This is a genomic window from Arthrobacter sp. TE12231 (assembly GCF_054062895.1).
Window position 1 is genome coordinate 3,779,160 of sequence record NZ_JBSSFS010000001.1, and the last position, 22,537, is coordinate 3,801,696.

General features: G+C 67.3%; 17 protein-coding genes and 1 riboswitch. Of the genes, 6 read left to right on the top strand and 11 right to left on the bottom strand.

Annotated features, from left to right (window positions below):
• Positions 1-37 precede the first annotated feature (37 nt).
• Genes acsA through ACVWYS_RS16935 form a run of 5 tightly spaced genes read left to right on the top strand, consistent with a single transcriptional unit; the run spans position 38 to position 5,641 of the window.
• Positions 38-1,891, top strand: coding sequence for an acetate--CoA ligase (gene acsA / locus ACVWYS_RS16915; protein WP_456507624.1), 1,854 nt, complete (start codon positions 38-40; stop codon positions 1,889-1,891).
• A complete protein-coding gene (gene pdhA, locus ACVWYS_RS16920) occupies positions 1,888-2,946 on the top strand; it encodes a pyruvate dehydrogenase (acetyl-transferring) E1 component subunit alpha (protein ID WP_116768774.1) in 1,059 nt (352 codons plus the stop codon). The genes acsA and pdhA overlap by 4 nt, the downstream gene beginning before the upstream one ends.
• On the top strand, positions 2,943-3,923 hold the full coding sequence (locus ACVWYS_RS16925) for an alpha-ketoacid dehydrogenase subunit beta (protein WP_116768775.1): 981 nt from the start codon (positions 2,943-2,945) through the stop codon (positions 3,921-3,923). The genes pdhA and ACVWYS_RS16925 overlap by 4 nt, the downstream gene beginning before the upstream one ends.
• Complete coding sequence (locus ACVWYS_RS16930) at positions 3,916-5,370, top strand: 2-oxo acid dehydrogenase subunit E2 (protein WP_456510110.1); 1,455 nt, start codon at positions 3,916-3,918, stop codon at positions 5,368-5,370. The genes ACVWYS_RS16925 and ACVWYS_RS16930 overlap by 8 nt, the downstream gene beginning before the upstream one ends.
• A gap of 28 nt (positions 5,371-5,398) precedes the next feature.
• Positions 5,399-5,641 carry an acyl carrier protein gene (locus ACVWYS_RS16935; RefSeq protein WP_116768777.1) on the top strand — a complete coding sequence of 81 codons (243 nt, stop codon included), beginning with the start codon at positions 5,399-5,401 and terminating at the stop codon, positions 5,639-5,641.
• A 95-nt stretch (positions 5,642-5,736) separates the two neighbouring features.
• Here the strand turns inward: ACVWYS_RS16935 and purU are convergent, their stop codons facing one another.
• From purU to ACVWYS_RS16960, 5 genes are all read right to left on the bottom strand, one after another.
• Entirely contained in the window at positions 5,737-6,603 is an 867-nt protein-coding gene (gene purU / locus ACVWYS_RS16940; RefSeq protein ID WP_202615959.1) for a formyltetrahydrofolate deformylase, read from the bottom strand.
• 42 nt (positions 6,604-6,645) lie between these two features.
• Positions 6,646-8,085: a D-serine/D-alanine/glycine transporter gene (gene cycA, locus ACVWYS_RS16945; protein WP_116768779.1), complete on the bottom strand. Its 1,440-nt coding sequence runs from the start codon at positions 8,083-8,085 to the stop codon at positions 6,646-6,648.
• Positions 8,075-8,908 (bottom strand): methylenetetrahydrofolate reductase, encoded by an 834-nt coding sequence (locus ACVWYS_RS16950; RefSeq protein WP_116768780.1) that lies wholly within the window; start codon positions 8,906-8,908, stop codon positions 8,075-8,077. The genes cycA and ACVWYS_RS16950 overlap by 11 nt, the downstream gene beginning before the upstream one ends.
• Before the next feature lie 19 nt (positions 8,909-8,927).
• A complete protein-coding gene (gene lipA, locus ACVWYS_RS16955) occupies positions 8,928-9,959 on the bottom strand; it encodes a lipoyl synthase (RefSeq protein WP_456507625.1) in 1,032 nt (343 codons plus the stop codon).
• Between the two features lie 158 nt (positions 9,960-10,117).
• Positions 10,118-10,215: riboswitch (glycine riboswitch) on the bottom strand.
• 168 nt (positions 10,216-10,383) lie between these two features.
• Positions 10,384-11,637 (bottom strand): FAD-dependent oxidoreductase, encoded by a 1,254-nt coding sequence (locus tag ACVWYS_RS16960; RefSeq protein WP_456507626.1) that lies wholly within the window; start codon positions 11,635-11,637, stop codon positions 10,384-10,386.
• A gap of 532 nt (positions 11,638-12,169) precedes the next feature.
• Between ACVWYS_RS16960 and ACVWYS_RS16965 the strand changes: the two genes are divergently transcribed.
• Positions 12,170-12,361, top strand: coding sequence for a hypothetical protein (locus tag ACVWYS_RS16965; protein WP_456510111.1), 192 nt, complete (start codon positions 12,170-12,172; stop codon positions 12,359-12,361).
• Between the two features lie 101 nt (positions 12,362-12,462).
• On the opposite strand, the gene ACVWYS_RS16970 is transcribed toward ACVWYS_RS16965, so the two are convergent.
• The 6 genes from ACVWYS_RS16970 to uxaC all read right to left on the bottom strand — a co-directional run bounded on the left by ACVWYS_RS16970 (position 12,463) and on the right by uxaC (position 22,438).
• Complete coding sequence (locus ACVWYS_RS16970; RefSeq protein ID WP_456507628.1) at positions 12,463-14,742, bottom strand: gluconokinase, GntK/IdnK-type; 2,280 nt, start codon at positions 14,740-14,742, stop codon at positions 12,463-12,465.
• Positions 14,732-15,961, bottom strand: a complete 1,230-nt coding sequence (gene manD / locus ACVWYS_RS16975; protein ID WP_344361038.1) for a D-mannonate dehydratase ManD — start codon at positions 15,959-15,961, stop codon at positions 14,732-14,734. The genes ACVWYS_RS16970 and manD overlap by 11 nt, the downstream gene beginning before the upstream one ends.
• A gap of 29 nt (positions 15,962-15,990) precedes the next feature.
• Positions 15,991-17,418 carry a glucuronide transporter gene (gene uidB, locus ACVWYS_RS16980; RefSeq protein ID WP_456507629.1) on the bottom strand — a complete coding sequence of 476 codons (1,428 nt, stop codon included), beginning with the start codon at positions 17,416-17,418 and terminating at the stop codon, positions 15,991-15,993.
• A 71-nt stretch (positions 17,419-17,489) separates the two neighbouring features.
• The gene (gene uidA, locus ACVWYS_RS16985) at positions 17,490-19,301 is read right to left on the bottom strand and encodes a beta-glucuronidase (protein ID WP_456507630.1); all 1,812 of its coding nucleotides are present in this window, start codon (positions 19,299-19,301) and stop codon (positions 17,490-17,492) included.
• Between the two features lie 231 nt (positions 19,302-19,532).
• Complete coding sequence (locus ACVWYS_RS16990; RefSeq protein ID WP_456510300.1) at positions 19,533-21,008, bottom strand: mannitol dehydrogenase family protein; 1,476 nt, start codon at positions 21,006-21,008, stop codon at positions 19,533-19,535.
• 2 nt (positions 21,009-21,010) lie between these two features.
• Positions 21,011-22,438 carry a glucuronate isomerase gene (gene uxaC / locus ACVWYS_RS16995; RefSeq protein ID WP_456507631.1) on the bottom strand — a complete coding sequence of 476 codons (1,428 nt, stop codon included), beginning with the start codon at positions 22,436-22,438 and terminating at the stop codon, positions 21,011-21,013.
• Between the last annotated feature and the right edge of the window lie 99 nt (positions 22,439-22,537).

The following is a 22,537-nucleotide window of genomic DNA, read 5'->3' on the forward strand; positions in this document are numbered from 1 at the left end:
TCTTGGCGGCACCGGCGCACGGGAGTCCGATGGAACCATGACGGCAGGAACCGAACCATCCATCCGCTGGCCTGCGATCACCAAAGACATCGGCAGTTTCCGGATCCGGCCGAACCTGGTGGATTATGACGCGGCCTGCGCGGCATTTACCTGGGATGAGGGCCGCCGTGCACTGTCCGGGCTCCCCGGGGGCCGCGGCCTCAACATCGCCTACGAGGCCGTGGACCGGCACGCAGCCGGCAGCGGCGCCGGCCGGGAGGCCCTGCGGTTTGTCCGCGCCGATGGCAGCACCCATTCACTGAGCTACGCCGAACTCGCCGAACAGACCAACCGCTTCGCCGGGGTCCTCCGCAGCCTCGGCGTCGGCCGCGGGGAACGGGTGTTCTCCCTCACCGGCCGCGGGCCCGACCTGTATATCGCCGTGCTCGGCACGTTCAAGAACGCGAGCGTGTTCTGCCCGCTGTTCTCCGCGTTCGGCCCCGAGCCCGTGCGGCAGCGCCTCACGCTGGGCTCCGGCCGGGCGCTGGTCACCACGCGGGCGCTGTACCGCAAGAAAATCGCGCAGCTGCGCGGGCAGCTCCCCGACCTGCGCCACGTCCTGCTCATCGACGCCGACGGCGATCCCGAGCCCGGGACCCTGGACCTCGCAGCCCTCATGCGCGAAGCCCCGCCGGACGGGGACATCGCCGCCACCCAGCCGGAGGACATGGCCCTGCTGCACTTCACGTCCGGCACCACCGGCACCCCGAAGGGCGCCATCCACGTGCACGACGCCGTGACCGCCCACCACGCGACCGGCACCTTCGCCCTGGACCTGCACCCCGATGACGTCTACTGGTGCACGGCCGACCCCGGCTGGGTCACGGGAACCTCGTACGGCGTGATCGCGCCCTTGAGCCACGGGGTGACGGCCATCGTGGACGAGGAGGAAATGGACGCGGACCGGTGGTACCGGATCCTCGCCGAACAGGGGGTCACGGTCTGGTACACGGCCCCGACGGCCCTGCGCATGCTCATGAAGGCCGGGGCCGACCACGCCGCGGGACACGACCTCTCCGCCCTGCGCTTCGTCGCCAGCGTCGGCGAGCCGCTCAACCCGGAGGTGGTGGTGTGGGGGCAAGAGGCCTTCGGCCAGCCGGTGCATGACAACTGGTGGCAGACCGAAACAGGCGGCATCATGATTTCCAACTACGCCGCCACCGAGATCCGGCCCGGCTCCATGGGCCGGCCGCTCCCGGGCGTAGAAGCGGCCCTCGTGGTCCGGGACGCGGACGGCAAGGCCGTCATCCGCGACGGCGAAGCCGTGCTGGTCACGGCCCCGGACACCATGGGTGAACTGGCCCTGCGGCCCGGCTGGCCCTCCATGTTCCGCGGCTACTTGCATGAGGAGGAACGCTACCGCCGCTGCTTCGCGGGCGGCTGGTACCTGACCGGGGATCTCGCCAAACGCGACGCCGACGGCTACTACTGGTTTGTGGGCCGGGGCGACGACGTCATCAAATCCTCGGGGCACCTGATCGGCCCGTTCGAGGTGGAGAGTTCCCTCATGGAGCACCCCGCCGTGGCCGAGGCCGGCGTGATCGGTGTCCCGGACCCGGTGGCGGGCGAAGTGGTCAAGGCCTTCGTTGAGCTCCGGAGCGGCTGGGAGCCGTCCGGGGAGCTGGCGCTGGACATCATCGGCTTCGCCCGCAAGCGGCTGGGTCCGGCCGTCGCGCCGCGGCTGCTCGACTTCACCACCGCGCTGCCCAAGACCCGCAGCGGAAAGATACTCCGGCGCCTGCTCAAGGCCCGCGAGCTCGGGCTGCCCGAGGGTGACACCTCCACCATCGAGACTCCCCCGCCGAACGCTACCCCGCCTGACGCGGCTGGCACAGGGCTGGAACCGAAATGACCGGCACCCCAGGCCCGGGCGGGGGCGCCGTGGACGCGGCCCAAGGCCGGCACCTGCTGCTGCAGATGCTGCGCGTCCGCCAGCTCGAAGAGAAATGCGTCGAGCTCTACAGCGCCGCCAAGATCCGCGGCTTCCTGCACGTCTACATTGGCGAGGAGGCCGTTGCCGCCGGTGTCCTGGCGTCCCTGGGACCGGAGGACGCCGTGGTCGCGACGTACCGGGAGCACGGCCACGCGCTGTTGCGGGGCGTCTCGGCCGGGGCGATCCTCGCCGAAATGTACGGCTACGTTGAAGGGTGCTGCCGCGGGCGCGGCGGCTCAATGCACCTCTTCGACGCCGCCACCCGGTTCTTCGGGGGGAACGCGATCGTCGCCGGGGGCCTGCCGCTCGCCGTCGGCCTGGCGCTCGCCGACAAGATGGCGGGACGCTCCAATGTCACGGCGTGCTTCTTCGGCGAAGGTGCGGTGGCCGAAGGCGAATTCCACGAGAGCCTGAACCTGGCGGCCTTGTGGCAGCTGCCTGTGCTGTTCTGCTGCGAGAACAATCTCTATGCCATGGGAACCGCCCTGGCCCGGTCCGAATCTCAGACGGACATCGCCCTCAAGGCCGCCGCATATGAGATCCCGGCGTGGGCCGTGGACGGCATGGATGTCCTGGCCGTCCAGGAGGGCGCACGGCGCGCGGTGGACGCCGTCCGCTCCGGCGGTGGCCCGCATTTCCTGGAGCTGCGGACCTACCGCTTCCGGGCCCACTCGATGTTCGATCCCGAACGCTACCGGGCCAAGGACGAGGTTGCGCGGTGGATGGAGCGGGACCCGATCACGCTGCTGCGGACCGCGCTGGAGTCCGCGGGCCAGCTCTCGGCCGCCGAGTGGGAGCAGCTGCAGGCGGACGCGCAAGCGGAAATCGCGGCCGCCGTCGACTTCGCCGAGGCCGGAACACCGGAGCCGGTGGAGGAACTGACCCGCTTTGTGTACAGCGAGCGCGACACCGGAGACGGTGCCGGCCCCGGCACCGGCACGCAGCCTGCAGGGAAGGAAACCGGCGCGCCATGAAGTCCAGCTACCGCGAAGCGCTCCGCGCGGGCATCCGCGACGCCATGATCCGCGACGAACGCGTGTTCCTGATGGGTGAGGACGTGGGCGCCTACGGCGGCTCGTTCGCGGTCAGCCTGGGCCTGCTGGAGGAGTTCGGCCCGGACCGGATCCGCGACACCCCGCTGTCCGAGTCCGGGTTCGTCGGCGCCGGCATCGGGGCCGCGCTTGGCGGCATGCGCCCGATCGTGGAAATCATGACGGTTAACTTCAGCCTTCTGGCCCTCGACCAGATCGTGAACAACGCCGCCACCTTGCTGCACATGTCCGGCGGGCAGTTCCACGTGCCGCTCGTGATCCGGATGACCACGGGTGCCGGCCGCCAGCTCGGCGCCCAGCACTCGCACAGCCTCGAGGGCTGGTATGCGCATATCCCGGGCCTGCGGATCCTCGCCCCGGCTACCCTCGAAGACGCCCGCGGCATGCTGTGGACTGCGCTTCAGGACCCGGATCCCGTGCTGATCTTCGAGCACGGCTCGCTGTATAACGTCCCCGGGGAACTGGCCGACGACGCCGGACCGGTAGACATCGACACGGCCGCCATCCGGCGCCCCGGCAACGACATCTCGCTGATCACCTACGGCGGGACCCTCCCCGCCGTGCTCGACGCCGCGGAACAGCTCGCGGCCGACGGGATCGATGCCGAGGTCCTGGACCTGCGCACGCTCCGCCCGCTCGACGACGCCGCCATCATGGCATCCGTGACCCGGACCCACCGGGCTGTGGTGGTCGATGAAGGTTGGCGCAGCGGCAGCCTGTCGGCCGAGGTGAGTGCCCGGATCACCGAGCAGGTGTTCTTCGACCTCGATGCGCCGGTGGGCCGGGTCTGCAGCGCCGAGGTGCCGATCCCCTACGCCAAGCACCTCGAGCTGGCCGCCCTGCCTTCCGCGGCACGGGTCGTCGCCGCCGCCAAGGAGACGGTGGACGCCGGTGGGTGACTTCCTCATGCCCTCGCTCGGGGCTGACATGGAGCACGGCAAGCTGGTCGAATGGCTCGTCAAGCCCGGTGACTACGTGCGCCGCGGCGACCTCGTGGCAGTCGTGGACACGGACAAGACCGTCATGGATGTGGAGTCCTTCCAGGAAGGCGTCGTGGCAGACCTCCTGGTGGGCATCGGCGAAACCGTTCCGGTGGGAACCCCGCTGGCCCGGATCACCCAGACCCCCGCCGAGGTGGGGGCACCGGGGCATGAGGCGCCCCCGGCGCGGGCGCCGTCCAAAACCCCCGCTGTCAAGCCTCACGCTCCGGAAGCACCGGCGGCCACGGCCGGTTCCCCGATCGCGCCGCCGGTGCGGCATCTGGCGCACCGGCTGGGCGTGGACACCGGCAGGATCCATGGCACCGGCAAAGCCGGCGCCATCACGCGGGCGGATGTGGAACATGCCAGGGCGGCCCGGCCCGCCAGCGCGGCCAGGGTGCGCTCCACGCCGCGGGCCCGGCGGCTCGCGGCGGAACTCGGGATCGAGCTTTCCGCCGTCACCGGCACCGGCCCGGACGGCGCCGTGACAGTGACCGACGTGCAGGACGCCGCAGCAGCCGTTCCGCCGGCAGGCCCCGCGGAGGCGCGTCCCGAAGCCGGTCCCCCGGGGGCCGTCCTCCCGGAGGCCGCCGTCGCGGTTTCCGGGCCTGAAGCCGCACCCGCTGTACCGGAAGCCGCACCCGCTGCTCCGGAACCGGAAGCGCCGGCTAAAGGGAAGCCGTCGTCGGAGGCCCGCGAGCGCGTGGCAAGCCTGCGCCGCGCCATCGGCGCCCTGATGACGCGTTCGAAGCAGACCATCCCGCACTACTACCTCAGCACCACGCTGGACCTCCGGGCCGGCGTCGAGTGGATGCAGTCCGTCAACGCGCACCGGCCCGTAGCCGCCCGGCTGGTCCCCTCCGCGCTCCTGCTCAAGGCCGCGGCGCTCGCGGCCAAGGAAGTCCCCGAAGTGAATGGCTTCTACGACGGCGGGGGGTTCCGGCCCAGTGCGGCGGTGCACCTGGGCGTTGCGGTGGCCCTGCGACAGGGCGGCCTGGTGGCCCCCGCCATCCACGACGCCGACACCCTGCCCCTGGACGTGCTGATGGAGCAGTTGCGGGATCTTGTCAGCCGGGCCCGGGCGGGGCGTCTGTTGCGCGCCGAGATGGCCGATCCAACCCTGACGGTGACCAACCTCGGAGACCTCGGCGTGGACAGTGTCTACGGCGTGATCTACCCGCCCCAGGTCGCGATGGTGGGTTTCGGCCGCGTGACGGAACAGCCTTGGGCCCAAAACGGGCTCCTCGGGGTCCGGCACGCTGTCATTGCGACGCTCTCGGCGGACCACCGGGTCAGCGACGGGTTGCGCGGCGGCCGCTACCTGGCCCTGATCAACGAGCTGTTGCAAGAGCCCGAGCATCTGTGACACCCAACGCCAGGAAAGCGGAGGAACCATGAACGAACAGGACGCCCGGGCGGCCGTGCACGCCGCGATCGGCGAAGTGGCCCCCGACGTCGACTTCGACGACGTCGACGAGGACGCCCGGCTGCGCCAGGACCTGGAACTCGATTCGCTGGACTTCCTGCGGCTCGTGGAAACCATCGACAAGGCCACCGGCGTGGACATTCCGGAGCGCGACTACCCGGCCGTTGCCACCGTCAAGGGCCTGATCGGCTACCTCGCGGCACGCGGCTAACCCCCAGCGACTGCTCCGTAACCGCCCTTTTGGAGGCTCTAAAGGGCGGTTACGGAGCAATCGACGGCGGCGAGGGTCGACCCATAGGACCTGTCCTACCGCAAGACGACGGTCCGGTTGCCGAGGAGCAGGACCCTGCCCTCGCAGTGCCAACGCACGGCATTGCGCAGGGCGGCGCACTCGGCATCCCTGCCCACCGCCACGAGGTCGTCGGCGGTGTAGGTATGGTCCACGTCGATGACCTGCTGCGAGATGATCGGGCCCTCATCCAGCTCGGCATTGACGTAGTGGGCGGTGGCGCCCACGGTCTTCACCCCACGGTCGTAGGCCTGGTGGTAGGGCTTGGCCCCCTTGAAGCTCGGCAGGAAGGAGTGGTGGATGTTTATGGTCCGTCCCGCGAGTTTGGCTGATAGTCCGTCACTGAGGACCTGCATGTAGCGGGCCAGGACCACGAGTTCCACGTCGAATTCGTCAACGATTTCCAGAAGCCTGGCTTCGGCCTCCGGCTTGGAGTCCTTGGTCACCGGCAGGTGGAAGAACGGGATGTCGTGCCACTGCACCAACCCCTCCTGATCGCGATGATTGGAGACCACGGCGACGATTTCCACGGGGATGTCGCCGGTCCGCGCCCTGAACAGAAGGTCATTGAGACAGTGGCCCATCCTGGACACCATGACCAGGACACGGCGTTTGCGGCCGTGCGGCTCCAATTGCCAGTTCATCTGCCATTTCTCCGCCAGGACCGTAAAGTCGCGGCGCAGCTGCTCGGTGCTGAAGGACTCCGGGGCAGAGGAGAAGTGGACGCGCATGAAGAAGTGCCCTTCCCCGCGGTCTCCGTACTGTTTGTTGTCGATGATGTCGCAGCCGTGGTCCAGCAGGAACCCCGAGATCGCGTGGACGATACCGGGAGACTCCCGGCAGTCGAGAGTGAGCACGTGTTCAGACGTGGCTGTATGTTCCATGGGTTCCTGGGGCGAACCCGTCGTCGGTGTGGTGTTCATTGCTCAGGCTTCCTGTTCCATGTCCCGGGCGAGTTCGGCCTGGAACGTCGCGTAGCGGGCTAGGTGCGTGGGGCGGCGGCGCAGGATGTACCATGCGATGCCGAGCAAAATGAACCAGACCGGGGTGAATAGCAGGGCCGTGAGCGTGTCAGGCTGGGTGGTCAGCGTCCAGAGCACGAAACCGAAGAAAGCGAAGACAACCCAGACCATGGCAATGCCGCCGGGCATCTTGAACTTGGAGGCGTCGTGCAGCTGCGGGCGGCGCCGGCGGAAGGCGATGTAGCTGGCCAGGATGATGGACCACACGAAGACAAAGCAGACAGCGGACACGGTGGTCACCATGTCGAAGGCCTTGCCGATGTCCTGTCCCGCGTACATCAGCACCACGCCGGAGAGCAGCAGTACGCAGGAGAGGAACAGGGCGTTCTGCGGGACCTTCCGCCGGGAGAGCCCGCCGAACACGCCGGGAGCGTCACCTTCCTGGGCCAGTCCGTACACCATGCGTGAAGTGGAGTAGATGCCGGAGTTGGCCGAGGACATCGCCGAGGTCAGGACCACCAGGTTCACCACGGTGGCGGCGGCACCCAGGCCGGCCAGTGAGAACATGGCGATGAAGGGGCTGTGGCCGGCCTGGAACTGGGTCCACGGAATGACGGACATCAGGATGATCAGGGCGCCCACATAGAAGAGCAGCACACGGATGGGAATGGAGTTGATCGCCTTGGGCAGATTCTTCTCCGGGTCCTTGGCCTCGGCAGCCGTGGTGCCCACCAGCTCAATGCCCACAAAAGCGAACACGGCAATCTGGAAACCGGCCACGAAGCCCATGAATTCATTCGGGAAGAAGCCGCCGTGACTCCACAAGTTGCTGAAACTGGCCGGTCCGGCGTCGGAGCTGAACCCGCTGAAAATCATGAACAGACCCACCACGATCAGTGCCGCGATGGCGATAATCTTGATCAGCGCGAACCAGAACTCCGTCTCGCCGAACGCCTTCACCGTGGCCAGATTCAGCAGCAGCAGGATGGCGATGGTAACCAGGCCGGGGATCCACAAAGGTAGCGCCGGCCAGAGTTCCTGCGAGTAGCCCGCAATGGCGATGACATCCGCAATCCCGGTGATCACCCAGCAGAACCAGTAGGTCCAGCCGGTGAAGAAACCTGCCCAGGGGCCCAGTAGGTCCGCGGCAAAGTCGCTGAAGGACTTGTAGTTCAGGTTGCTCAGCAGCAGTTCGCCCATCGCCCGCATGACAAAGAACAGCATGAAGCCGATGATCATGTACACGAAGATGACGGAGGGTCCGGCCGCCGAAATCGTCTTGCCCGAGCCCATGAACAGGCCGGTGCCGATGGCGCCGCCGATCGCAATTAGCTGGATGTGCCTGTTGCTGAGCTGCCGCTCAAGGTGCGGTTCCTGGTGGGAAGTTACGACTCTAGTTGTCACGTGTTGCCCTTCGAATCAATGCCGGCTGAAGTGCTGCTGGGGTTAACGCTTGATCAGGCCCGTCAGGGACCGCGTCAAGGTTGTTGAAGCTGTAGAGATGGATGCCCGCGATGCTGCCGGGCTGGCTTTGCAGACCCGTCACCAGACTCTGGGGCGAGTACCTGTCCCCGCTCAGGAGCTTGCGCGCCAACGGCCCCTTGCGGCTGAGGAACTTCAGGGAACTTCCGACGCCGATCTGCGCGGCGAGGGAAACCAGCTTGGTCCGCGGGACGGCCCCGGCCACCCCGGCCCAGACGGGCAGTTGCACGCCTTCCCGGCGGAGGAGCGCCGCGTAGTCAAGGATTTTCGGCGCGGAGAAGCACATCTGCGTGACGACATGCGTGGCCAGGTGCTGCTTGGCCAGCAGGGCGTCCACGAGGTCCAGGGCACCCACAGCGGGGTGTCCCTCCGGGTAGCCCGCAACGCCTGCCCGCATCACTCCGCCGGTGTACTGCGCGATGTCTTCCAGCACCGGGAGGGCGGACCCGTACGGACCCGCCTGCTGCTTCCGGTCTCCGCCGATCACGAACACCTCACCGATGCCGGCAACATTGCAGTCGCGGAGGATTTCGGTCAGCTCGACACGACCAGGCAGGCTCCGCGCCGCGAGGTGCGGAATGACGGAGTAGCCGTGCAGGCTAAGCTGCACCGCGGCACGCATGGTCCGCTCGATGCCGTGGTGGGGCAGGCACGTGACGGTAAGCGTGGTGCTCAAGGGCACCAGGGCCGTGACCTGCTCCACGATTCCCTCTGAAGGGATGATTTCGATTCTGGTGGGGATCATCGTTAGTCCTCTGCAGGTGTCAGACGCCGGCGTGCGCGGCGAGGATGGAGCTGGCTTCCTGGCGGGTGCTGCCGGAGCTTTCGATGTGGGCGAGTTGGGCCGGGATTTCCCAGCCCTTCTTGCGCATCGCGGTGGCCCAGAGCCGGCCGGCGCGGTAGGAGGAGCGCACCAGGGGTCCGGACATGACGCCCAGGAAGCCGATCTCGTCCGCTTCCTGCTGCAGGTCCACGAATTCCTGCGGCTTGACCCAGCGGTCCACCGGCAGGTGCCGTTCGGACGGGCGCAGATACTGGGTGATCGTGATGAGGTCGCAGCCGGCCTCGTGCAGGTCCCGCAGGGCCTCGGAAATCTCGTCGCGGGTCTCGCCCATGCCCAGGATCAGGTTGGACTTGGTCACCATGCCGTGCTTCCGGCCCTGGGTGATGACGTCCAGGGACCGCTCGTAGCGGAACGCGGGACGGATCCGCTTGAAGATCCGCGGCACGGTTTCGACGTTGTGGGCGAAGACCTCGGGCTTGGAGTCGCAGATCGCCTCGATGTGCTCGGGCTTGCCGGAGAAGTCCGGGATCAGCAGTTCGACGCCGGTGCCCGGGTTCAGCTCGTGGATCTTGCGGACCGTCTCGGCGTAGAGCCAGACGCCCTCGTCGGCGAGGTCATCGCGGGCCACCCCGGTCACGGTGGCATAGCGCAGGGCCATGGACTGCACCGAGCGGGCCACCTTGGTGGGCTCGAAGACGTCCACCGGGGAGGGCTTGCCGGTGTCGATCTGGCAGAAGTCGCAGCGGCGCGTGCATTCGGAGCCGCCGATCAGGAAGGTGGCTTCCTTGTCTTCCCAGCATTCGAAGATGTTGGGGCAGCCGGCCTCTTCACACACCGTGTGGAGGCCTTCCTTCTTGACGAGGTTCTTGAGCTGGACGAACTCGGGGCCCATCTGGACCTTGGCCTTGATCCATTCCGGCTTACGCTCCACCGGTGTGGCCGCATTGCGCTGCTCAATGCGCAGCAATTTCCGGCCATCTGGAAAGGTGGGAGGGGACGACTGAATGGCCATGAAGGAACTCCATAATTCAGGTGGCATTTTGGGTGCCACGATGATTCGGGTTCCTCCCCGCTCTGTATTGGACCTGAGAGTTTCCGCAGACCCTGCTGTTACAGGGTGCCGCTTGCACCGTCGGTGAGTCCGGTGACCGGACTGCTTTCCAGAGTTGCCTCGCCGCGGCGGTACGTGGGCCTGAGAGATTCCTGGGGAGGATTTGCTCCTACGGCGCCTGCTGAACGTACCGGCAGGACTCTCCCGCCGCAGATCAAAAGCATGTATGACTTGTCGTGATACTGATCACACGGTAGCCCTTGACTGGACCGCACGCAAAAATTACGTCACGCGAGTCACATATTTCCTCGCCCGGCCAGCGTCCCTCTGCCATTGTGGGATGGCGGTGAAGCGCCCAATGGGGCAGTATGACCGCCCAGCGCGGCTAGGGCTGCGGCTGCGGTCGGGGTTCGGCGCGCCGGGCGAATGCCGGGGCATGCTCGGGCCGCGGACCAAAGGCAATAAACCGGGGAATGATGGTGCGGACCGCTGGAACGCGCCGGGCCACGAACAGCGCCGCGGCTGGAACTTTTGTCCGCTTCCCGGACATGATCGGGCCGAAGATTGCCCGCTGCATCACCCTCTGGGCAGTCTGCACAATGACGGTGGGCAACCGCCGCCGTCGTTCGACTTTCTTGAGGTCTGCCGTGGTCACATGGCCCCGGAGCAGTGCGGGGGCAAGGGACTCGGCGGCGGCCGCGGCGTCCTGGATCGCGAGGTTGATTCCGACGCCGCCGGCCGGGGACATGGCATGCGCGGCGTCGCCGATGCACAGCATGCCGTTGATGTACCACCGGTGCAGCCGGTTCAGGCGCACGTCCAGCCAGTGGAGGTCATCGAGGGAACGGATGGCGTCAACGCGGTCGGCGAGGTCCGGGCGCAGCGCCGCGACCCGGCGTCGGAATCCCTCGACGCCTTCCGCGCGGATCCGGGCGTCGGTGCCTTTCGCGGCGAGGTAGCCCATTTGGTAGTAGTCATTGCGGAACAAGGCCAACAGCGCCTCGCCGGGTCCGAATGCCGGCACGAGCCCGGCCACCTCGCCTGCTTCGGAAGGGTTCCGGGGCAGCCGGAACCACCAGGTGTCGAAAGGCACCGGAAACTCCTTCGGCGCGAGGCCGGCCTCGGTGCGGAGCACGGAATGGCGTCCGTCCGTCGCGACGACCAGGTCCGCCAAGAGTTCGCCGTGAGTGCCGTCCGGGGTCCGGAAGCGGATTCCGCGGACACGGCCCCCGTTGCGGACCAGCCCGGTGGCGGTGTGGCTCATCAGCAGGGTGAACCCCGGTTCCTCGGCCGCGGCGGCGCCGAGGAAATTCAGGAAATCCCACTGCGGCATCATGGCGATGTAGTTGTACGGCGGCGGCAGCGCATCAAAATCACCCATGGTCACGGGCGGCCCGCCGGGAACCGGAAAAGCAACATTCTTCAGGCGACTCTGCGGCAGCCGGCGGAATTCCTGGCCGAGGCCGAGTTCGTCAATCAGCCGGATGGTGGAGGGGTGCACCGTGTCGCCGCGGAAATCCCGCAGGAAGTCCGCATGCTTCTCCAACACCGTGACCCGCACCCCGGCCCGGGCCAGGAGCAGGCCCAGCATCATCCCCGCAGGCCCGCCGCCCACCACCGCGCATCCGGTCTTCTCCATGGCCCCCACGCTACGCCTGCGACGGGCGCCGCGGGAGTGGTTTTCGCGTCGGTTTTTCGTGTGCGCTACGGCTTCAGACTGGCGCTACGGGGATCCGCGTAGCGCCGGTCCGAAACCGCAGCGGCGGCCCGGCTGGAGGGCTCAGAGCCGGGTCAACAACTACAACGTCATCTGGCGGGCTCAGCACTGGGTCTTGCAGAACTGCGACGACTAGCCGGCCGATAGCCAGCCTCCGCGCGTAGGAACTGCCCCGGCATCTGTCATGGGCCCGGGGCTTTTCTTTACCCGCGAGGGCGGTCGGGGCCCATTCCGGCTCCAGGAATTGCTCGGGGGAGAACAGCAGTGGGCACAGCGCCTGGGGTTCTGATCAGGGTGATGATGACGGCATGGCTCATGGCGCCGCCGGTGTGGTGCCCAAGCGCGCCTCCTCGGCGGCGTGGGTGTGTTACGGGTGCGGGAAAACTGCGGAAACATTGCGTGTAGACTCACGGCACCGCACATGGGGTGCGGAGCAGCATTCTTTGGGGGGAACGTGGCTGAGAAACTCACACATTTGGATGACCGACACGATCGGGTCGTTGAGCACTACGAAATGCCGGCGCTTATCGAGCGGATCCAGAATGTGTTGGATGTCAACGGCGTCCTGACCGTTGCGGACTACCGCAGAGAACTTACGGCAGCCCGCAACGATGCGCAGGAGCACTCGGCCAGCTACGACGCCTAGGACACGTAGGCGAACGGGATATTGCCGACTCCCTGCGGACTGGTGCCATTCAGTCGGCAGAGAGCCTGCTCTAAAACCTCTAGAATCCCAGGTAAAAGGGCTCAGAGCCGGGTGTCGAAGGAGTCGCAGAAGACGTTCTCGTTGAACGTGCCCTGGAACTCCGATTTGCCCTGGATCTTCTCGATGGCAGCCCGGATGGCCTCCGGCGTGCCCGCGTGGGCGTGGATGGCCGTCTTCACCATCGGCACGTCAATGAGGTGGTTGGGCTGATTGAGCGAGACGAACACCGTGGGCACCTCGGTGGCGTACCAGGGGATCTCGGCCGCCATGGGCGTTGACCACTTGATCCGGATGGCCGCCTCCTGGGCGAAGCCTTTCACGTTGGCGAAGACGAACGCGGCGTCGTACTTCTGCGCGTAATCCCCCGTGGCTTCCTCGGAGATGACGGACATGAAGTTCACCCCGGTCTCGCCGGCAATCTGGCGCTGCTCGGCTGTCTTGAAGACATGGACTTCAAAGCCGGCTTTTTCGAGCTCGTCGCGGACCACGTCCAGATAGGCCAGCGGGTCGGCACGGGTGAAGTCCGCGCCGCCCGAGATGCCGTAGAGGCGGATGCGTTTGTGCGTCCGGGGCGTGATGGGCAGGTTGCTGGCAGTGTCCTTTACCAGGGTGACGGTCTTGTCGGCGATCTCCGCGGCAATCGCCCGGTGGGCCTCGCTCCCGATCAGCTGCAGCGCTTCGACCGGCGGGACGAGGGATTCCCGCGCGGCCTTGTGCAGGCCGAGTGAGGCCTTCAGTCCCAGAATCCGGCGCAGGGCGTCCTGCAGCCGTGCTTCCGTGATGACCCCGGACTTGTACCCCTCGAGCATGTACCCGAAGTCCTCGGCCGGGTTCCGGAAGAACAGGAACATGTCGCACCCGGCGGCAATGGTGGCAGGGACGAGCTCGCTGCGCTTCATGGCCTGGGTGAGGCCGATCATCTGGGACGCGTCGGTCAGGACGAGCCCGTTGAAGCCGAGCTCGCCGCGGAGCAGGTCCTGCAGTAGCTCGGGCGCCAGGGTCGCGGGCAGGATGTCCTCCGCCGCCAGCCCGGGGCGGAAATGCCGTGACAAGTCCGGCGCACCGATGTGGCCGACCATGATCGACTGCACCCCGTGCCCGATCATCTCCCGGTACACGTGCCCGTAGGTCCGGTTCCACTCCTCGTAGCCGAAGGTGTTGTAGGAGGTGACCACGTGCTGATCGCGTTCGTCCAGACCATCACCCGGGAAGTGCTTCATGGCGCACACGGTGGGCGATTCGCTGATGCCGTCGAAGTATTCCTTGGCCCGTTCCACCACGATCTCCGGGGTGTTGCCGAAGGCACGGGTGGAGATGACGGTGTTCCGCCAGTTGTAGTGGATGTCCACGATCGGCGCGAAGGCCCAGTTGCAGCCCAGCGCCGCGGTCTCCACACCGGCCACGCGCCCCATCTGGCGGGCGATGTCCTTGTCCGGGTGCGAGCCCGCCTGCAGGTGCGTCGAGACGAACGTCCCGTCGTCGCAGCTTCCGGCTCCCCCCATTTCCGGGTTGGAGGCCACCAGCAGCGGGATGCGGGTCTTGGATTGCGCGTAGCGGATGTGTTCCTGCACGGCGGCGGCGGGGCCGGGCCGGTAGCGCATGCCGCCCACGTGATACTGCTCCAGGACACCGTCGAGGTATTCCTGGGAGTAGTCGTTGTTGTGGTTGATGAACAGCTGCCCGATCTTTTCCTCGAGCGACATCGAGTCGATGGTCGAGTCCACCCATGCAACGGCGGCGTCGTCGAGGTTGAACGGAGCGGCCTTCAGGTCCACAAGGAACCGGGTGGCATCGACCTGCCGGCCGCCGAGGGCCGCTACAGCTTCGTCAACGATCTGCTTCACTGGCGTGGCGATGTCCACTACAACACTCTTTTCGTCGGCCTGGAGTTCTTCGAGGGTTTCCAACTGCGATTCCAGCAGTGAGAGCGGCATGAAGTGCCCCGGACGCGCGGCCATGCGGCTGCTGAGCAGTTCCCGGCTCCCGTGCAGGTGCACGAACACCACGGAGGGATCGCCGCTGCGGATGATGTCCCGGTAGGCGCGCTTGAGCGCGCTGCACGCGATGATCAGGCCAGCGTCCGACGCCGCGAAGCGCCTGCCGATTTCGGCCAGCCACGGTGCCCGGTCGTCGTCGTTCAACGGAGTGCCCGAAGCCATCTTGTCGATGTTCGACTGCGGGTGCAGTGAGTCGCCGTCGAGGAATTCCGCGCCGAGGCGCTCGGCGATGGCCGCGCCCACGGTGCTCTTGCCGCAACTCGTCACACCCATCACCACAATGTGGCGGGGGGCGGAGCCGGCGGGGTTCAGCTCACCAGTCATGAACGGTGCCGTCGACGAGGCGGTTGTAGGGCAGGTAGGCCTGCTGGTACGGGAAGGCCGCCGCGGCTTCCTCGTTGAATTCGACGCCGATGCCGGGCTTGTCGCCCGGGTGCAGGTAGCCGTCCACGAACGTCATGGACTGCTCGAAGACCTCGTTGGTCTTGTCCGAGTGCTGCATGTATTCTTGGATGCCGTAATTGTGGATGGCCAGCCCGACGTGCAGCTGCGCGGCGAACCCGACCGGGGAGATGTCAGTGGGGCCGTGGAAGCCGGACTTGATCTGGTACTGCGCGGCGAAGTCCATGACCTTCTTCAGCGGCGAAATCCCGCCGAAGTGCGTGGACGCGGCCCGGACGTAGTCGATCAGCTGTTCCTTGATGATCGTCTGGTAGTCATACACGGTGTTGAAGATTTCACCGATGGCCAGCGGGGTGGTGGTGTGCTGGCGGACCAGGCGCAGGGCCTCCTGGTTTTCGGCCGGGGTGCAGTCCTCGAGCCAGAAGAGGTCGTAGGGTTCCAGCGCCTTGCCGAGCTTGGCGGCCTGGATCGGGGTCATCCGGTGGTGCCCGTCGTGCAGCAGCGGGATTTCCGGGCCGAACTCGTTGCGCACGGCCTCGAACACGGTGGGCAGGTGGCGCAGGTAGGCGCGGGTGTCCCAGTCCTCTTCCTGCGGGAACGCCCCACGGCCGGCGGGCTCGTAGTCGTACCGCTCCCCCGAGGCCTGTGCCTGCGCGGCGACCCCGTAAACGGCCTTGATGCCGGGGATGGCGGTCTGGATCCGGATGGACTTGTACCCGAGCTCCAGGTGCTCGCGGACGGAATCGAACAGGGAGGGAATGTCCGCGCCGGAGGCGTGGCCGTAGGCGCGCAGCCCGTTCCGGGACGCGCCGCCGAGGAGCTGGTAGACCGGCATCCCGGCCAGCTTGCCCTTGATGTCCCACAGGGCCATGTCGACGGCGGCGATCGCGGCCATCGTGACCGGGCCGCGGCGCCAGTAGGAGCTCCGGTACAGGAACTGCCAGGTGTCCTCGATCCGGTGCGGGTCCTTGCCGATCAGCAGCTGCGCGACGTGCTCCTTCAGGTAGGCGGCCACGGCGAGCTCGCGGCCGTTGAGGGTGGCGTCGCCGATGCCGGTGACGCCGTCTTCTGTGGTGATCCGCAGGGTCACGAAGTTCCGGGAGGGGCTGGTCACGAAGACTTCAGCGGCAATGATTTTCACAACAGGTCCTTGTCTGGGTGGTGGGTGGCTTAGTTGCTGGGGGCCAGCGGTGCGGCATCGGCGGGAACGGTGCCGTCGGCGTCGTTCCGGGAGGTTCCGACGGCGATTCCGACGGCGCTGCCGGCACCGGCGGTGCGGCGGGCCTGGATTTCGGTGAGGATCCGGGCGTGCATGGTGTCGGTGAGCGTGTACTTGGCCATCACGAGCACGGCCAGGATGGTCATGATGGCAGGCAGTGCGCCGGCGGCCAGCTGGATGCCGAAGACGGCGTCGGGGGTCTGGACGGCGCCGGATTTGTAGCCGCCCAGGGCCAGGGCATAGGCCGCGAGCGCTCCCCCGACGGCCTGGCCGGTCTTGCGGGTGAAGGAGAACAAGGCGTAGGTGATGCCCTCGGTCCGGACGCCGGTCTTCCATTCGCCGTATTCGACGGTGTCGGCTTCGAGGGCCCACACCACGATGTTGACCGCGAGGACGCCCACGAGGCTGATGACCAGGCCGCTGAAACCGATCCAGACCTGGCTTGCCGGGGTGAAGAAGACGATGGCGCCCCCAATGACCGTGACCAGCGACGAGAAGATGTAGACGCGCTTCTTGCCGATGTTCCGCACCAGCTTCGGCATGAAGCCGGCCAGCACGAAGGTGAGGACGAGTTGGATGATGGAGAGCGCGGGGTACAGGTCCAGCCGCCCCAGGACATCACGGAGGTAGTAGAGCTGGACCGAAGTCAGGGCCAGGTAGCCGGTCAGGAAGAAGAAGGAGCTCAGGCACAGCATCAGCAGCGGCCGGTTGCCCCTGAGCGTGTCCATGCTCTGCTTGAACGTGACGTTGGGGACGGCGCGGTGGACCCGCTCCTTGGTGGTCAGGACGGTGAACAAGTACAGGGCTGCACCGATGACGACGAAGATCAGGGTGATGGTGGTGAACGTGGCCTGCAGGTTGGCGCCCGGCTTGATCAAAGGGGCCACGAAGATGCCCAGGGCGGAGCCGACCAGCATCCCGCCGATCATCCGGGCCGAGCCCAGCTTGGCGCGCTCGGCCGGGTCCTGGGTCATGGCGCCGGCCAGCGAGCCGTAGGGGATGTTGACCAGGCTGTAGGCCAGGCCCAGGGCGGCGTACGTGACGTAGGCGTAGAGCAGGGTGCCGGATTCGCCGAGCGCCGGGATGGAGAAGGTCGCCACGCTCAGCAGCAGCAGCGGGATGGAGCCGAACATGATGAACGGGCGGAACTTGCCGAACCGCTTGCTGTAGGTCCGGTCCACCACGCGGCCGGCGAAGACGTCGGCGAAAGCGTCGAAGATCCGCACCACCAGCAGCAGGGTGCCGGCGGCCGCGGCCGAAATCCCGGCCACGTCGGTGTAGTACACCAGCAGGAACATGGTGGCGGTGGTGAATGCGAGGTTGTTGGCAGCATCGCCGGCGCCATAGCCGATGATGCTGAGCTTGGAAAGCTTTTTCATAATTGGGCTCCTTTACCCGTTGCCGGACTCAGACCCTGGTCCGGGCCCGGCGAAAAAATGTGCGGTAAGGCCTACGCCTCGGAAGTGTTGTTCGGGGTTCCGGCCAGCGCCGTCCACCGTTTGCGCAGGGCATAGGCGGCGGGCTTGGGCCGCCTGTCCCGGGTGAAGACGCCCTTCTTGTTGCCGTCCACGCGCATGATGCCGTTGGAGGTCTGGAAGTCCGCGAAGTTCCAGACCTGCTCGCCCACCATGGCGTCCACGCGGTCGAAGACCCGGTGGTACATGGCCAAGAACGCGGCCTGGTATTCCTCGCTCCAGGGCTGTTCATAGATCGAGTGGAAACCGGGCATGGTGTCCGGTCCGTACTCGGTCATGATCATGGGCTTGCCGTACTTGGCGTCCCACTCGCGCAGTTCCTTCTCGAGGGACTGCTCGGCTGTTTCGAGGTCGCCGTTGTTGAGGTACCAGCCGTAGTAGCGGTTGAGCAGGACGACGTCGAACAGGTCCCCGAGCAGTTCCTTGTCCGGGGTGTCGAACATGACGTTGACGTAGCCGACCGGCCGGGTGGGGTCCAGCCGGCGGGTCAGTTCCGCGAGGGGCGCGAAGTATTCGCGGGCGCCCTCTTCCGAGCCGTTGGGTTCGTTGGCGATCGACCAGATGACCACGGACGGGTGGTTCTTGTCGCGGGCGACGAGCTCGGAAATCGCCTGCCGGTGGCTGGCGGCGGTGTTGGCGTCCACACCGCCCTCGACGTAGGTCTTCTTGGCAATGCCGCCGAAGACGGCGCCGAAGCCCAGGTGCAGCCCGACGGCGGCGGTTTCGTCGATCACCACGATCCCGTGCCGGTCCGCGAACTCCATGACTTCCTCGGCGTAGGGGTAGTGCGAGGTCCGGAAGGAGTTGGCACCCACCCAGTCCAGGAGCTGGAAGTCGTTGACCATCTGGGCGTTGCTGTGGCCCTTGCCGATGGCCACGTGGTCCTCGTGCATGCCGAAGCCGGTGAAATAGAAGGGCTCGCCGTTGATGAGGAATTCCTTGCCGTGGACTTCCACGGTGCGGACCCCGACGGGCAGGGTGTAGCTGTCCAGCAGCCGGCCGCCGTCGCGGATCTCGGCGGTGAGGCTGTAGAGGTAGGCGGCACCGGGCTTCCAGAGCACGACGTCGGCGATCGTCAGGGTGCCGCGGGCGCCGTCGGCGCGGGCAACCTCTGCGCCGTCGGCGTCCCGGAGGGAAACGGTGACCGTTTCACTGCCGGTTCCGCCGGCGGTGGCGATGGAGTACTCGACGCTGCCGGCCGATGCCTCGAAGCCGGTGACCACGGTGATGTCATCGACGGTCACCGCGGGGGTGCTGAACAGCCAGACGCTGCGGTGCAGTCCGGCGTAGTTGTAGAAGTCGTGGAGGTAGCTCTGCTGGCGGCGGCCGTCCTCCGTGACGGTGATGGTTCCCGGCGGAATCGTGGCCTGGGTGAGCTCGTTGTTGACGGAGATGGTGAGGCGGAAGACCTGCCCGGGCGTCACGTGCTCGGTGATGTCCGCGCTGAACGGCATGTAGCCGCCGGTGTGCTGGGCCACCAGGGTCTCATCAACCCACACCATGCCCTCGTGCGTTGCGGAGTCGAGGCGGACGTGGATGCGCTCCCCGGCCCAGCCGCGCGGTACGCGCACGTCCCGCTGGTACCAGACGTAGCCGACGTGGTCCCTGATGGCTTTGTCCGGGAAGACGTCGTTGTAGCTGGCCGGGACACCCATTTCCAGGTCCGAGTCCAGCGGCGCCCGGAACCATTCGTCCCGGTGGCTGGAGCGGTCAAAGTCCACCTTGAAGCGGTACAGGCCGTCGAGATTGACGATCTCGCGGGTTTCACTGGCCTGGGGCTTGAGCATCGTGGGGAATCCTTACGCGTCGTTGCGGGGCGGGCCTTCCGGTGCGGCTGGCGGTGCCGGTTGCCACCCGGTGGCTTCTTCGTCTGGATGTAATCCTAGTCACTTGGCAATCTTTTGGCAAGCGGTTGCCATAAATTTCTAGTAGACCCGGTCTGCCCCGCGTCCGGCACAGCATTGCCCGGGAACCGGCAAGGGCCGGCGCCCGGGCAGCAGTGCCTGCAGAAGGTCCCCTTACTCCGGGACAGCCGGCCCGGAGAAGGTTCCCCGGAGGTTCTCGACGAGCTCGGCGACGGGACCGCCGGCGGGTGCCGCAGTGTCCACGAGGCCCGGGGACAGCAGGGCGAGCAGGGCGCGGGTGCTCTCCGCGCCGCCAAGCGCGTTGGCCGCGGCTACCTCCGCAGCGAGCGGGTCCTGGAACTGGGCCGCCGAGGCGCTGAAATCCATCCAGGCGGCGATCATGCGGGCAGCCGCTGCGCCGGAATGGCCCCGGGCACGCTCGGCCAGCAGCACGGGAACCGCGCGCATGCGCAGCTTGGTGCTTCCGTCCCTCGCGATCTGGGCCAGGTGGTGCGCGATCCGGCCGTTGCCGAAGCGCTCCAGCAACGCGGCGCGGTACGCGGGAATCTGCAGGTCGGGGCCGTGCAGGTTGGCTTCGGCCTCGTCCCAGAACCGTTCCACGGCGTGCCGGCAGAGCTCGTCCTGCAGGGCCTCGGCCACGGTGGCGTGGCCGCGCAACTGCCCGGCGTAGGTCAGCAGCGAGTGCGCGCCGTTGAGGAGCCAGAGCTTGCGGTTTTCATACGGCTCAATGTCGTCCACGAACACGGCCCCGGCGTCCTGCCAGCGCGGGCGCCCGGCGGGGAAGTCGCCGCTGAGGACCCAGTTGCGGAACGGCTCGGCCACCACGGGCGAGGTGTCCCGGTAGCCGCAGGCGGTCTCGACGGCGGCGATGTCAGACTCCGTGGTCCGCGGCGTGATCCGGTCCACCGAGGTGCTGACAAAGCTGATGTTGGCCTCGATCCAGGCGGCGAGCCCGGCGTCCCAGGCGGCAGCCAGGCCGGTGACGGCCCGGCGCGCGACGGTGCCGTTGCTGGCGAGGTTGTCGCAGCAGACCACGGCCAGGGGTCCGGCCCCGGCGGCGCGGCGGCCGGCGAGGGCGAAGACCAGCCGGCCCAGCGGCGTCGCGGGGCTGCCGGTCCCCCGCGCGAGCACGGCGAGGTCCGTCTCGACGTTGGGGGCCCGGAGGTCCAGCCGGCCGTCGGTGCCAAGCCGATAGGCGGCCTCGGTGATGGTCAGGGTGATGATGGCGGTGGCGGGTGCGGCCACGAGTTCGGCGAGCCGGCCGACGTCGGCCCCGTCCACGGCAGCAACAATGCTGCCGATCACCTCGAAGGAATCCCCCGCGTCGCCGCGCTCCACGAGCGTGAACAGGCCGTCCTGCTCCGCCAGCGCCAGGGCCGCGTCCGGGCGCCGGCCGGTGAAGGAGGCGATCCCCCATTCCGCGGCGTCGCCGGCCCGGTGGGTGTACCACGCCTGGTGTGAGCGGTGGAAGGCGCCGAGGCCCAGGTGGACGATCCGCACCGGGGCCTTGGCCGCGGGACGAAGGCTGCGGTTCAGCCGCGGCAGGTCTGCCGCCGGGTCCCCGGTAACCGCCGCGGCCGCCGGATCTGCCAATCCTGCGGGGCCAGCGGCTCCGGCATTTTCTGTCATGGTCATAGCTTGAAAACCCTTCGCGGGGAGCCGTCGACGAGGTCGACGATGATGTCGTGGGCGCGGTCCTCGCTGATCCGGTGTTCCGCCACGAGGCGGGCCAGGAAGGAGGCCTCGATCCGGCGGGAAGCATTGTGCCGGGCGGGGATGGAGCAGAAGGCGCGGGTGTCGTCGATGAACCCCGAGGACCGGGAGAACCCTGCGGTTTCGGTCACGGCGGACCGGAACCGCAGCATCGCATCCGGTGCGTCCAGGAACCACCACGGGGCGCCGAGGTACACCGAGGGGTAGAAGCCTGCCAGGGGTGCGAGTTCGCGCGAGTAGACCGTCTCGTCCATGGTGAAGAGCACCAGGTGGAAGTCCTTGCTGTTGCCGAAGTCCTGCAGCACGGGCCGGATGGACTCGGTGTAGTCGATTGCAAAGGGGATGTCATGCCCCGTGTCCGCACCGAACTTGCTGAAGGTCTCCGTGTGATGGTTGCGGAAGGACCCCGGGTGGATGGTCATGACCAGGCCGTCCTCCACCGACATCCGGGCCATCTGGTACATCATGTGGGCCTCGAAGTCTTCGCGCTCGGCGGCACTGGCTTCGCCGGAACGGGCCCGCTCGAAGAGCCGTTCCGCTTCTGCGGCGTCCAGCTTGAGGGTGCGCGGGGTGCGCACGCCGTGGTCGGCCGACACAGCGCCATGCTCCACAAAGTAACGACGCCGGTTCTCGAGGGCGGTGAGGTAGCCGGCAAAGCCGCTGCCGCCGTCGCCCGCTGCCGCGATGAGGCGTTCAACGTTGCCGCCCCAGGCGGGGTTGGCCGGGTTCAGGTAGGCGTCGGGCCGGAAAGTCGGGAGCACGCGGCCATGGAAGGTGGCATCCCCTGCCAGGGCCTTGTGGGCCGCCAGGTCATCCAGGGGATCGTCCGTGGTGGCCAGGACCTCGATGTTAAAGTCCTTGAAAAGCTGGCGGGGGCGGAAATCCGCCTCCTGGAGCCGGGCGGAGATGGCGTCGTAGGAGGCATCTGCGGTGGCGGCGCTGATCTCCTGGTCCAGGCCAAAGACGCTGTGGAACTGGTCGCGCAGCCAGTAACCCGAGGCGGTGCCCTCGAAGAGCGGCCATGCCTCGCAGAACGCACGCCACACGCTGCGCGATTCCGGTGCCGCGGCGGACGGGTCCGTCTGGGCGCCGGCCTGCGCGCGCAGCTGTTCGAGCGGCACACCGCTGGCGTGGATCAGGCGGGTGACGTAGTGGTCCGGGCTGACCAGCAACGCCGCCGGATCGGGGAAGGGCGTGTTCTGCTCGAGCACGGCGGCATCGACGTGTCCGTGCGGGGAGATGATCGGAAGGTCCTGGACCCGGCCCAGGAGATCGCGGGCGATGCTTCGCGTTCCGGGATCCGCGGGCAGGAGCCGGTCTGGGTGGGCAGAAATCGACTGTGACATAGCTCAATGGTCGTCCCGCCCCTGCCGCTTGTCAACCGGTTGCCAAAAATTGCCAAAGGATTCCACGGGGCGTTTTCCGCGCCTAGTACGGATCCCCGC